This window comes from Ensifer sp. SL37, from assembly GCF_026672675.1.
GTDB lineage: Bacteria > Pseudomonadota > Alphaproteobacteria > Rhizobiales > Rhizobiaceae > Ensifer > Ensifer adhaerens.
In genome coordinates this window covers 923,478-936,729 of record NZ_JAPPRN010000006.1, presented here as the reverse complement: position 1 = coordinate 936,729, position 13,252 = coordinate 923,478, and the positions used below count along the sequence as shown (strand labels likewise).

8 protein-coding genes are annotated in these 13,252 nt (G+C 64.3%); 4 read left to right on the top strand and 4 right to left on the bottom strand.

Going from position 1 to position 13,252, the window contains the following annotated elements:
* Nucleotides 1–4 precede the first annotated feature (4 nt).
* Both OVA00_RS16670 and OVA00_RS16665 read right to left on the bottom strand, forming a co-directional pair.
* Nucleotides 5–1,213, bottom strand: coding sequence for an acetyl-CoA C-acetyltransferase (locus OVA00_RS16670; RefSeq protein WP_034797134.1), 1,209 nt, complete (start codon nucleotides 1,211–1,213; stop codon nucleotides 5–7).
* A 72-nt stretch (nucleotides 1,214–1,285) separates the two neighbouring features.
* Nucleotides 1,286–3,082 (bottom strand): acyl-CoA dehydrogenase C-terminal domain-containing protein, encoded by a 1,797-nt coding sequence (locus OVA00_RS16665; RefSeq protein ID WP_113187503.1) that lies wholly within the window; start codon nucleotides 3,080–3,082, stop codon nucleotides 1,286–1,288.
* Between the two features lie 481 nt (nucleotides 3,083–3,563).
* On the opposite strand from OVA00_RS16665, the gene OVA00_RS16660 reads away from it, so the two are divergent.
* From OVA00_RS16660 to OVA00_RS16645, 4 genes are all read left to right on the top strand, one after another.
* Complete coding sequence (locus OVA00_RS16660; RefSeq protein ID WP_268089342.1) at nucleotides 3,564–7,394, top strand: peptidoglycan-binding protein; 3,831 nt, start codon at nucleotides 3,564–3,566, stop codon at nucleotides 7,392–7,394.
* Nucleotides 7,395–7,734: 340 nt separating this feature from the next.
* Nucleotides 7,735–8,661 (top strand): sulfite exporter TauE/SafE family protein, encoded by a 927-nt coding sequence (locus OVA00_RS16655; RefSeq protein ID WP_034797131.1) that lies wholly within the window; start codon nucleotides 7,735–7,737, stop codon nucleotides 8,659–8,661.
* The gene (locus tag OVA00_RS16650) at nucleotides 8,661–9,461 is read left to right on the top strand and encodes a TIGR02186 family protein (RefSeq protein ID WP_060522335.1); all 801 of its coding nucleotides are present in this window, start codon (nucleotides 8,661–8,663) and stop codon (nucleotides 9,459–9,461) included. The genes OVA00_RS16655 and OVA00_RS16650 overlap by 1 nt, the downstream gene beginning before the upstream one ends.
* 113 nt (nucleotides 9,462–9,574) lie before the next feature.
* On the top strand, nucleotides 9,575–9,811 hold the full coding sequence (locus OVA00_RS16645) for an Lrp/AsnC ligand binding domain-containing protein (RefSeq protein WP_034797129.1): 237 nt from the start codon (nucleotides 9,575–9,577) through the stop codon (nucleotides 9,809–9,811).
* 51 nt (nucleotides 9,812–9,862) lie between these two features.
* Here the strand turns inward: OVA00_RS16645 and pdeM are convergent, their stop codons facing one another.
* Entirely contained in the window at nucleotides 9,863–10,588 is a 726-nt protein-coding gene (gene pdeM / locus OVA00_RS16640; RefSeq protein WP_060581904.1) for a ligase-associated DNA damage response endonuclease PdeM, read from the bottom strand.
* Between the two features lie 114 nt (nucleotides 10,589–10,702).
* Entirely contained in the window at nucleotides 10,703–13,249 is a 2,547-nt protein-coding gene (locus OVA00_RS16635) for a ligase-associated DNA damage response DEXH box helicase (protein WP_181529465.1), read from the bottom strand.
* Nucleotides 13,250–13,252: the final 3 nt, after the last annotated feature.

The window sequence follows — 13,252 nt, the reverse complement described above, 5'->3', positions numbered from 1 at the left end:
ATCGTCAGACCCTTTCGATGATCGTGGCCGTGCCCATGCCGGCGCCGATGCAGAGCGTGACGAGCGCGGTGTTGAGATCGCGGCGCTCCAGTTCGTCGAGCACGGTGCCGAGGATCATCGCGCCGGTTGCGCCGAGCGGATGGCCCATGGCGATCGCGCCGCCGTTGACGTTGATCTTGTCGTGCGGGATGTCGAAGGCCTGCATGTAGCGCAGCACGACGGCCGCGAAGGCTTCGTTGAGCTCGAAGAGGTCGATGTCCGACAGCTTCATGTCGGCGCGCTTCAGAAGCTTTTCGGTGACGTCGACCGGGCCGGTCAGCATCAGTGCCGGGTCGGAGCCGATGTTGGCGAAGGCGCGGATGCGGGCGCGGGGCTTCAGGCCCATGCTTTCGCCGCCGGCCTTGGAGCCGAGCAACACGGCAGCAGCGCCATCGACGATGCCCGAGGAGTTGCCGGCGTGGTGCACGTAGTTGATCTTCTCAATTTCAGGATGCGCCTGGATGCCGACGGCTTCGAAGCCGCCCATTTCGCCCGGCATCTGGAAGGACGGGTTGAGCGAAGCGAGCGCCTGCATGTCGGTGCCCGGACGCATGTGCTCGTCGCGGTCGAGGATGGTCAGGCCGTTCTGGTCCTTGAAGGGCACGACGGACTTCTTGAAGTAGCCCTGTTCCCAGGCGTGCGCCGCACGCTTCTGGCTTTCGACCGCATAGGCGTCGACGTCGTCGCGGCTAAAACCGTACTTGGTGGCGATCAGGTCGGCCGAAACGCCCTGCGGCATGAAGAAGGCCGGCAGGTTGACCGAGGGGTCCATGAACCAGGCGCCGCCCGACATGCCGAGGCCGACGCGCGACATCGATTCAACGCCGCCGGCAATCACGATGTCGTCGGCGCCTTGGGCGATCTTGGCTGCGCCAAAGTTGACGGCGTCGAGGCCGGAGGCGCAGAAGCGTGAAATCTGCATGCCAGGCGCACGGGTCGAATAACCGGCTTCGAAGGCGGCAGCCTTCGGGATCACCGCGCCTGCGTCCATCACAGGATCGACGCAACCCATGATGATGTCGTCCACGGTCGAGGTGTCGAGGTCGTTGCGGTCACGCACCGCTTCCAGCATCTTGGCTGCCAGGCGAACGGACGGCACTTCGTGCAGCGATCCGTCCTTCTTGCCACGGCCGCGCGGTGTGCGCACGTGGTCGTAAACGAAGACTTTCGTCATGTCTCATCTCCCTTTCGGCAGCACCGTCAGGTGCTGCCCGTCAAAACATTTTAGATCGAACCCGCGGCGGGATTAGAAAGCGGCCGCATCGAGCGCCATCAGCGTGTCGGCGCCGGTTTCGATGCGGGCCTTGCGCAGGGCCGTTTCCGGCAGGATCCTTTCCATGAAGAAGGTCGCGGTGATCAGCTTGTTCTTCAGATAGTCTGCGCGCGCCGTTTCGCCAGAGGCAAGCTTTTCCTCGGCGGTCTTGGCGATCTTCGCCCACATGTAACCAAGGACGACGAGACCGAAGAGGTGCATGTAGTCGGTCGAGCCGGCGCCGGCATTGTCGGGTTTGGCCATGGCGTTCTGCATGAACCACATGGTGGCCGCCTGCAGGTCGTTGAGGCCCTTCTTCAGCGCCTTGGTATAGACGGCGAGCTTTTCGTTGCTGCGGTTTTCCTCGCAGAAATCGCCGATCTCCTTGAACAGCGCCATGATGGCGCGGCCGCCGTTGAGGCCCAGCTTGCGTCCGACGAGGTCGAGCGCCTGGATGCCGTTGGCGCCTTCATAGATCATCGCGATGCGGGCATCGCGGACATACTGGCTCATGCCGTGTTCTTCGATGTAGCCGTGACCACCGAACATCTGCTGCGCCATGACGGCATGGTCGAAGCCCTTGTCGGTGAGTACGCCCTTCAGGATCGGCGTCATCAGGCCGAGGACGTCGTCGGCCGTCTGGCGGTCGGCATCATTGTCGGAGCGGTGGGCGATGTCGGACTTGAGCGCGGTCCAGAGCGTGAAGGCGCGGCCGGCTTCGTTGAAGGCCTTGATCGTCATCAGGGTGCGGCGCACGTCCGGATGCACGATGATCGGGTCGGCCTTCTTGTCCGGCGCCTTCGGGCCGGAGAGCGAACGGCCCTGGATGCGGTCGCGCGCATAGTTGGCGGCATTCTGGTAGGCGATTTCGGCAATCGAGAGACCCTGCAGGCCGACGCCGAGGCGCGCCTCGTTCATCATCACGAACATGGCGTTGAGGCCCTTGTTCTCCGTGCCGATGAGATAGCCTTCGGCCTCGTCATAGTTCATGACGCAGGTCGAGTTGCCGTGGATGCCCATCTTGTGTTCGATCGCGCCGCAAGAAACGCCGTTGCGTTCGCCCGGCTCGCCGGCGGCATCAAGCTTGAACTTCGGTACGATGAACAGTGAAATGCCCTTCACACCCTCGGGCGCGCCCTCAATGCGGGCGAGCACCAGATGGATGATGTTGTCCGACATGTCGTGTTCGCCGGCAGAGATGAAGATCTTCTGGCCGGAGATCTTGTAGGCGCCGTTGCCGGTGGGCACTGCCTTCGTGCGCAGGAGGCCGAGGTCCGTCCCGCAATGCGGCTCGGTGAGATTCATCGTTCCGGTCCAGGTGCCGGCAACCATCTTCGGCAGGTAGGCCTGCTTCTGCTCGTCCGTGCCATGCACGAGGATCGCGGCGATCGCGCCCTGGGTGAGGCCCGGATACATGGTCAGTGCCATGTTGGCCGACGACATGTATTCGCCGACGGCGGTGTGCAGCGTATAGGGCAGGCCCTGGCCACCGAATTCTTCGGGCACGGCAAGGCCAAGCCAGCCGCCTTCGCGGTACAGGTCGAAGGCTTCCTTGAAGCCCTTCGGCACGCTGACCGAACCGTCGTCGCGACGCTTGCAGCCTTCCTGGTCGCCGGAAAGGTTGACCGGAAACAGGGCTTCTTCGGCAAGCTTGGCAGCTTCGCCGACGATCGCTTCGATCATGTCGGGCGTCGCATCGGCAAATCCGGGCAGGTTGTTGTAGCGCTCGATGCCGAGCACGTCGTTCAGGATGAAGAGGGTATCGTCGACCGGAGCCTTGTAGATGGGCATTCTTTCCTCGCCTTTGGTGCTTCGGGCTGCCGTCTCTCGTCGTCGACGCCCGGTTGCAGGATGCCGGATGCGCCGCCATCCTCATTGATTCCAGGGCATCGTCTCCCTCCCGTGCTTCCACGGGACAGCGGGATGCTCCGGGGCGGTCTCGCATCGTTGGACGGATGCTACAAAATTTTGACGTTTGCGTAAACGTCAAAAATTGCGTGTCGTGCAGTTTGGTGGCGTGTGGGGGAGGTCGGCGGCACTGCGGCGCCTCAACTTCGCACGATCCTGCCAAATCGTTAAAAAATCATCCGCAGGTTAACCGCTTGTTTACCACGTTTCGTGAAAGGTGCGTGTTGAGATGGTCAAAGCTGCAACCTGTCCTGGCGTCGCATCGTTGTAGTTTTGCCCGCGTCGGAAGCGCCACAGGGGTGAAGAAAGCAGTTTTCTTCCGTGACGACTTTCGAGATGGCCGACGACAGGGGCGAAGAACAACATGAGCGGATTGCGATCAAATCCTCAGCGCGCAGGCAGCCAGTCCTATAGCGAGCGGCCGTCGCTCGACGCCTTGAACCGCACCATCGAAGGATTGGAGGCGCGGATCGAAGGCCTGATGAGCGGCACGGCTCGCGACCCGGCGCCAAGGCCGCCCGAGCGCCAACCCGCCCGCGAACCCGTGCGGGAAACGGCCTCGCCCCGCGATGCCGTCGCCGAAATCATGCAGCGCCAGCGCAGCCTCAGCACCTCGCGTGAGCGCCCGACGCTTCGCGACCGGGTGCCGCAGCGCGAGCCGGAACGTTATGCCCCCGAACGCCCTGTTTCCGAGCGCCCGATCTCCGATCGTTACGTCGAAGAGCCGCGCCAGCAACCGCTTCACAGCCAACCTCCGCGGCCCGCCTCCGCGGTCAACGATATCGCCGAAGCGCTTGTCGGTTTGCGCCAGGACCTGAAGCGCGACATCACTGACGGCCTGACGCGCGAGATGAATTCGCTGCGCACCGAAATTCGCGGCATCAAGGCGCAGGCGCAGGATCACAGCTTTGCCGAAGACGTGCGCGGCGACATGCAGCGCCTTGCCGATAGCATCCAGCATCTCGGCCGCCAGGCATCGCCCGCCCAGGCCGATGCGCTGCGCGGCGATTTTGACGACCTGCGCGCGATGATCGACGGTCTCGCGCGCGAAGACAGCATGCGCCGGATGGAAAACCGCTGGAGCGGTGTCGAAGACCGGTTGATCGCCTTTGATCAGAACCGCGACGACGAACTGGTCGCGCTCGCCTATCGCCTGGACGAAATCAAGTCGCAGATCGGCTCGCTCCAGGGAAGCTCCGCCGTCGACGCGCTGGAAGACAAGCTGATCGCCGTCGCCCAGGCGATCGAAATGCTCGGTCGCCAGATCCAGCCGGACGATCGCCGCCTCGTCTCGCAGTTTGCCGATCTCGACAGCCGTCTCGACGAAATCAGCCGCGCCATCGCGGCCAACACTCGCACGACGCCCGGGCTGGATTCCGGCTTTGTCAATCGCCTGGAAAGCCGGCTTGGCGATCTCTCCCGCCAGATCGACAGCCTGTCGCGCCCGAACGACGGTGGGCTCGGTGCGCGCCTCGAAGCCTTGACCGTCCGGGTCGAGGATCTCGCCGGTGAAAAGGCGGCTGCCCGCTTGGAAGAGCGGCTGGACCAGCTGTCGATGATGATGGAGCGCAGCAGCAGGACCGCGCAGTCGGACCTCAACGATTACCTGTCGGACATTTCCCGCAAGATCGAAGCTCTCGACCAGGGCAGCGTCAATGATGCGCTCGCCGAACGGCTGGACTATCTCGCCCGCCGAATTGACGAGCTTGACACCCATGGCGCCCAGCCCGCGTCCGATCCGCGCTTCGACCGGCTGGAAGATCGCCTGGTCGGTATTGCGCAGCGTCTGGAAGAGACCTACGCCGCGCCGTTCGACGACCGCGCGGCACTTCAGAACCTTGAAGCCCAGATTGCCAACCTGTCGACGCTGGTCAGCCAGCCGCGGGCGGACGTCGCCCAAAGCGCCATGCCCGTCGACTACGAAAGCCGCATGACCGCGCTCGAGGACTATTTCTCGACCAGCGACGAGTACATCGTGGAAGCCGCGCGCCAGGCCGCCGAAGCTGTGATGGAAGCCTATTCCAAGAACGGCCCTTCGCAGGCCTCCGCCGGTGGCGATCTGGCAGCGATCTCGGCACTCGCCGAAGACTTGAGGACGCTTGAGGACTTGAGCCGCTCCAGCGAAGAGCGGACTGCGCGCACCTTCGAGGCGCTGCACGAAACGCTCGTCCACATTGCCGACAAGCTGGAGCGCATCGAAAACCGCGAGCCGGCAATGGCGGCGCAGCCTGCCATGGCGGTGGTGCGCGAAGCGGCTCAGATGCCGCGCGCCGCACAGCCGGAGTTCCACGACCCCTTCGGTGGCGGCGATCTTGATGATCGCTACGACGACCTGCAGCGCAATGTCCGTGCCCTCCAGGCAGAGGACCAGGCCGTCGCGGTTCAACCCGCCGAACCGGCAACAGCCCTTGCCGACGATGCGCAGATTTCGACCGTCGAGCTCGAAGAAGAGCGCGAGCCGGCTGCCGCCGCCCGCACCGGCCTGCTCGCCGGCCTCACCTGGCGCTTTTCCGGCAAGCGCTCGGAACCGGCGCCGGAACAGGCACGCAAGCTCGTAGAGCCGACCCCGTCGATCGATCCCTCCGAAATGCTCGCGCCGGAAGAAGCGAACCAGCTGCTCGAGCCGGGCTCCGGCGTTCCCGACGTGAAGAAGATCCTGGAACGCGTGCGCGCCGGGCAGATGAACAAGGCAGGCATCCAACCGGCCGATGGCGACAAATCGGACTTCATCGCCGCCGCCCGCCGCGCCGCCCAGCTTGCCGTCGAAGAGACCGACACCCTCAACAAGACCGGCGACAAGGCCGCGACGTCCGGCATCGGCGGCGCCTTCGCCCGCCATCGCCGGCCGATCCTCATGGCCGTCGGCGCCGTTCTTTTGGCGATCATGTCTTACCCGCTGGTCAGCTCGATGCTAAACAAGGACGAGATGCCGGTCGAACCGGTCGCGGTCATCGAGCAGACGGTCACTCCGCAGGCAGCCGAGTTCAAGGCCGCCGACGACCATCTGGTGCAGGGCACGACCGTCGCGGGGCAGGAAGCACCGGTTACCGCGTCTGAGACGGCCGTTGCGACACCGCTCGATTCCGTCGAAACGCCCGTGAAGCCTCCCGAGGCCTCGATCGCGGTGACGGCAACGACCGTGCCGACGACCACTTTTGCAACGCCCGAAGACAAGGCGCCGATGCTTGCGCCGGTCGCCGAAACGAAGACGCCGGTCACCGAGTTCCAGCCGGCTCCGGCCGCAGCGACGCCGGTGGCGAACGCTTCGCTCGCCAGCGCGCCGGCCGATGGCGCCGCGATGACCCCGGCGACGACAGCTGCTGCCGCTGTGCCCACCGACGTCGTGTTGCCGGAAGGTTTCGGTCCGGTCGCGCTGGTGACCGCGGCCAAGGGCGGCGACCCGCTCGCCTTCTACGAAATCGCCGTGCGCTTCACCGAGGGCCGTGGTGTTCAGGAAAACATGGCTGAAGCCGCCAAATGGTATCAGCGCGCCGCCGATGCCGGTGTCGTGCCGGCACAGTACCGCCTCGCGACCCTTTACGAGAAGGGCACCGGCGTGACGCGCGACGCGGCGAAGGCGAAGGCGCTCTATATCGCTTCCGCTGGCCAGGGCAACGCCAGCGCCATGCACAACCTCGCGGTGATGCTGGCAAGCGGCCGCGATGGCGCGCCTGACTTCAACGAGGCAACGAAGTGGTTTGCGAAGGCGGCCGAGCTCGGCATCCGCGACAGCCAGTTCAACCTTGCGGTTCTCTATGCCCGTGGCAACGGCGTGCCGCAGGACCTGACGGAATCCTACAAGTGGTTCTCGGCGGCTGCCCGCGAAGGCGATCTCGATGCCGGCGCCAAGCGCGACGAAGTTGCCAAGGCGATGAAGCCGGAGCAGCTCGAAAGCGCCAAGGCCAAGGCGGAAGCCTGGAAGGCTGAGCCGGTCGACGCCAAGGCAAACAGCGTCGACGTTCCGGATGCCTGGGTTGGCCCGGCCAACAAGACCGCCAGCGTCGACATGAGCAAGGCGGTCCGCAACATCCAGGCGATCCTCAACAACAACGGCTTTGACGCTGGCAAGCCGGATGGCCAGATGGGCAAGAAGACCGTCGCCGCCATCAAGGCCTTCCAGAAGTCGGTCGGCCAGGAGCCGACGGGCGAAATCACCGAGCAGCTGGTCAAGGAATTGCTGAAGCGCAATTCCTGACCCTTGGGCCTTGCGCCGTAATAAAGCCGCAGAGCCGGGCGACACGGGTTGCGGGTGGCGCAGCCATCCGCCATGTGGCTGAAAAGGTTGAAATCTCGGGCTGCTGCATAATTCCTTAATCGGAATCGGGCTAAGGAAGAGCCGATGCAGCAATCAAGGTCCGATTCGTGGCCTTGGCACGTCCTGGCGGAAGCGCAACGCTGCAGGAGTGCATGACGGAGGCCGCCTCGCCCTCGGGAGAGGTGCCGGCCCTTCGAATATTCCCTCAATCGTGGTGATTTGATTGCCACACTGACTGGTTCGCCCGCATCGCGGGCCGTTGGCATATCGAGGTCCCGGCGTGTCGATTTATCTGCCCATCGCAGAGTTGTCGGTGAACATACTCATCATTCTCGGTATGGGCGCCGCAGTCGGCTTTCTGTCCGGCATGTTCGGCGTCGGTGGCGGGTTCCTGATCACCCCGCTCCTGATCTTCTACAATATTCCTCCCGTCGTAGCGGTAGCGACCGGTGCCAACCAGGTGGTGGCCTCGTCGATTTCGGGGGCGATCACGCATTTCCGGCGTGGCACGATCGACATCAAGCTCGGCACGGTGCTCTTATGCGGTGGTCTTGCCGGCGCGACCGTCGGCGTCTGGCTGTTCTCGCTGCTGCGTCGCCTCGGCCAGCTCGACCTGGTGATCTCGCTGCTTTACGTCGTGCTGCTCGGCACCGTTGGCGGCCTGATGCTTTGGGAGAGCGTCGTCGCCATGCGCAAGGCGGCCAAGAACCAGCAGACGACCTTGCGTCGCCCTGGCCAGCACAACTGGGTGCATGGCCTGCCCTTGAAGATGCGCTTCAAGAAATCGAAGATCTACCTGAGCGTCATCCCGGTTGTCGCCCTCGGCTTCTGCATCGGCATCCTGACCTCGGTCATGGGTGTCGGCGGCGGCTTCATCATGGTGCCGGCGATGATCTATCTCCTGCGCATCCCGACCAACGTCGTCGTCGGCACGTCGCTGTTCCAGATCATCTTCGTTTCGGCCTACACGGTCATCGTCCAGGCTTCGACCAACTACACCGTCGATATCGTGCTCGCCTTCGTACTGATGATCGCCGGTGTCATCGGTGCCCAATACGGCGTACGCGTCGGCCAGAAGCTGCGCGGCGAACAGCTGCGCGCATTGCTGGCCTTGCTTGTTCTTGCCGTCGGCATCCGTCTGGCAATCGAGCTCATCATTCCGCCGAAGGACGTCTATTCGGTCGTATCCGCGGGGTTCGGTTTCTGATGATCCGCCTCGCCCGCACAGCTCTCGCTCTCCTTGTTCTGGCTTTCGCCGCCCCGGCGCAGGCAGCCATCCAGGACGAGAATGCCGATTTCACCGAGAAGCTGGAGATCGGCATCTCGACCGACGAGATCGCCATCACTTCCGATTTCCGCGGCGCCGACCTGACGATCTTCGGCGCCGTCGACGGCTTCGATCAGGGCCTGCTGGCCCAGGGTCGCTACAACATCGTCGTCAGCCTCGAAGGGCCCAAGGACAACGCGACGGTGCGTAAGAAGGAGCGCGTCTTCGGCATCTGGGTGAACACCAGCTCCATGACCTTCGAGCTGGTGCCTGAATCCTATTCGCTGTCGTCGACGCGCGATATCGAGACGATCGCGCCGCCCGGCGAGATGGGCAACATGGGCATCGGCGTCGACCACATGCGGCTGGTGCCGCTCGGCTTCGTCGGTGACGGCAGCAATCTCGGCGAATTCCGCAACGCCTTCCGCCGGATCCGCGAGACCAGCGGCGTCTACGAGCGCGATCCCGGCGGCGTGCAGTTCATCAGCTCCAGCCTCTTCAAGGCCTCGGTGCGCTTGCCGGCCAACGTGCCGAACGGCGTGCATGTGGTTCGCGCCTATCTCTTCCGTGATGGCGTCTTCGTCGCCGCCAAGGCGCTGCCGCTGCGTGTCGTCAAGACCGGCCTGGAACAGTTCATCACCCAGGCGGCACACCAGCAGCCGCTGCTCTATGGCCTCATGGCCGTGCTGCTCGCCGTCATCACCGGCTGGGGCGCCAGCGTGATCTTCCGCAAGGAATAGTGACGGGCGATCTTCGCCGACGTTTCCTTTTGCGCGCCGGAGCGCTATGGAAAGGCATGCCGAATGCGTTTCATCAGCGCATGCCGTGGCAAATAAAAAACAGAGGAAGCTCGATGAAACCGATTTTTGTCCAGTTGCAGTGCGCTCCCGGCAAGACCTACGAGGTTGCCGACGAGATCTACCGCAAGGAGATCGTTTCGGAGATGTATTCGACGAGCGGCGATTACGACCTGATCATCAAGGTCTATATCGAAGAAGGCCAGGACATCGGCAAGTTCATCAACGACAACATTGCCACGGTGCCGGGCATCTCGCGCTCGCTGACGACGCTGACCTTCAACGCCTTCTGATTACCGGCGGATCCCCGGCGCGGGAGAGCCGCGCCGTTTTCCCCGCCCTCTTCAGGCGATGAGATTGGCGAAGCGAACCGAATAGATCCGGTCGCGCCCGAGCATATGGGCGACAAGCTTGCTGCGGTCGAAGAGGCCGGTCATCGCCCGGTGCCTGAGATCGAGCCCGCCAGTGGTGACCCCGAAAGCCGGCATCAGCATGCGCGTGCCATCGGTCGCAAAGCAAGCGCGGCGCACCGCTCTTTCCCGTCTTACCACCGTTGCAGCCGGATGCAGGTGCCCGGCGATCTCGCCGACGGCATCGCCGCGCTTCGGCTCGTGCCGGAAGGTCAGGCCCGCATGGCCAAGTTCGTCCATCGAGGCGCCCGGCAGCCCGAAAGCGCCGTCCGGGTCGTGGTTGCCGTTGATCCAGACCCATTCGCGCCCGTGCGCCATGGCGGCAATCATGTGCCGGAAATCATCGGGCATTGCCGCCGAACCGACGCGGTCATGGAAGTTGTCGCCGAGGCTGATGACGAACTTCGGGTCGTGCCGCGCGATCGCCGCTTCAAGCACACGCAGCGTCGCCAGCGTATCGTAAGGCGGCAAAAGCATGCCGCGGCGGGCAAAGGCGGAGCCTTTCTCCAGATGCAGGTCGGAGACGACCAGCGTGCCCGTCTCCGGCAGGTAGAGGCTACCGAGCGGATCGCAGATCGCGATGACGCCGTTGACGATTGTCTGGGCATGGAGGAGGGGGGCAGTCGTCTGAGCCGAGAGGGCGTGGGCGAGGCGGTGCATGGTCACGGTCTCGCACATTGTGTTGCGAGGATAGTACCCCCCTCTGGCCGGCAGGCCAGAGGGGGGTAACCCGCCGACATCGACAGACTGCTCATTCTCGAAACCATTTTCCTATCAATCCACATCCAGACCGCCCATCGCCTCGTGGATCAGGTCGTCGGCGGCTTCCGACAGCAGGAAGTCCTGCGCTTCGCCCTGGACCATTTCCTTGCCGATCTCCAACATGACGGGCACCGCCAGCGGCGAGATCCGGTCGAGCCGTCGATGCGTGATGTGGCCCTTGATTCGCTTCAGCATATCCCCGAGGCGGGCGATGTCCAAAAGCCCCGTCGCCGCATCGTTGCGGGTCGCTTCGAGCAGCAGGTGATCCGGCTCGTGCGCGTGCAATACGTCGTAAATGAGGTCGGCCGAGACCGTCACCTGCCGGCCGGTCTTTTCCTTGCCGGGATGGCGCTGGTCGATGAGGCCGGCGATGACGGCGCAGTTGCGGAAGGTCCGTTTGAGCAGGAAGGATTCGTTGAGCCACGCTTCGAGGTCGTCGCCGAGCATGTCCTCGTCGAAGAGATCGGCAAGCGCGCCGCGCCTGAGTTCGAAGGTGGCCCCGAGGTCGTCGAGCGCCCAGACCGCTAGCGAGTAATCGGTGGCGACGAAACCGAGCGGTTTCAGCCCGGCGCGATCGAGCCGGCGGGTAAGCAGCATGCCGAGCGTCTGGTGGGCCAACCGCCCTTCGAAGGCATAGATGACCATGTAATGGCGGCTGCCGCGCGGAAAGGTCTCGATCAGAAGCTCGTCCTCGCGCGGCAGCATCGAGACGTCCTTCTGCAGGGACAGCCAGTCGCGCACCTGTTCCGGCAGCGCTGCCCGGCGCGCCGGATCGGCAAGCATCCTGCGGACCTGCTCGGCGAGGTAAGTCGAGAGTGGGAACTTGCCGCCGGCATAGCTCGGCACCTTGGGATCGAACGTGAAGGCCTGGCTGACCAGGCACTCGTTTTCGCGGATGCCCTCGAAACGCAGCACCTTGCCGGAGAACATGAAGGTGTCGCCCTGGGACAGCATTTCGAGAAAATATTCCTCGACCTTGCCGAGCGGCATGCCGCCGCGGCCAAGCGAGCCGCGCGCGTTGCGCTTGACCAAACGCACGTTGAGCATCGGCGATTCGACGATGGTGCCGACGTTCAGCCGGTACTGTTGCGCCACCAGCGGATTGGAGACGCGATAGAGCCCGTCCTTGGTCTTGCGGATGCGGGCATAGCGCTCGTAGGTCTTCAGCGCATAGCCGCCGGTCGCAACGAAATCGATGACGCGCTCGAAGGTCTCCCAGGCGAGCGTCGCATAAGGCGAGGCGGTGGTGATTTCATCGAACAATGCGAGCGGATCGAAAGGCGCGGCGCAAGCCATGCCGAGCACGTGCTGGGCGAGCACGTCGAGAGCGCCCTTGCCGACGGGTGGCGTGTCCTGCGCGCCGATATAGTTGGCGTCGAGTGCGGCCTGGCATTCCATCACCTCGAAGCGGTTGGCCGGCACCAGGATCGCCTTCGACGGTTCGTCCATGCGGTGGTTGGCGCGGCCGATGCGCTGGGCAAGGCGACTCGCGCCCTTCGGCGCGCCCACATGCACGACGAGATCGACATCGCCCCAGTCGATGCCGAGGTCGAGCGTCGAGGTCGCAACGACCGCCCGAAGGCGGTTCTCCGCCATCGCCGCCTCGACTTTGCGGCGCTGGGCGACGTCGAGCGAACCGTGATGCAGCGCGATCGGCAGGTTGTCGTCGTTGATCGTCCAGAGCTCCTGGAAGAGCAGCTCCGCCTGGCTGCGGGTGTTGACGAAGAGCAGGGTGGTGCCGTGCTCCTTGATCGCTTCGTAGACATCGGCGATGGCGTAGCGTGCCGAGTGCCCGGCCCAGGGCACATGCTCCTCGGTCTTCAGAATGGAAATCTGCGGCTTGGCCCCGCCCTGGACCTGGACGAGACCGGCATGGTTGTGCGCGTCCGGCTCTTGCGGCGCCAGCCAACGCTGCAGATCCATCGGGTCGGCGACCGTTGCCGAAAGGCCGATCGTCTGCAGCCCGGGCGCCAGCCGGCGCAGCCGCGCCAGACCGAGGGAGAGAAGATGGCCGCGTTTGGAGGTGACGAGCGAATGCAGCTCGTCAAAGACGACGTAGCGCAGGTCCTTGAAGAAGCGTTGCGCCTCGCCGTTGGCGAGCAGCAGCGCCAGTTGCTCCGGCGTCGTCAGCAGGATGTCGGGCGGATTGAGCTTCTGCCGCTGACGCTTGGCGGTCGGCGTATCGCCGGTACGGTTTTCGACGCGCGCAGGCAGTCCCATTTCGCCGACCGGTTTCATCAGGTTGCGCTCGATATCGACGGCGAGCGCCTTCAGAGGCGAGATATAGAGCGTGTGGATGCCGACGAAGGCTGCGCCCGGCGGGATCTTGCCGCGCCGGGTGAGATCGACCAGCGAAGGCAGGAAGCCGGCGAGCGTCTTGCCGGCGCCGGTCGGAGCGATCAGCAGCGTGCTTTCCCCGGCCCCGGCGCGGGCGAGCAGCTCCAGCTGGTGCGCACGCGGCCGCCAGCCCTTCTCGCCGAACCAGCGCAAAAAGGGAGCGGGCAGGGTCAGGGCATCGCCCTGCGGCTCTCTGGAATCGATCCTGTTCACGGAGAACAAAGG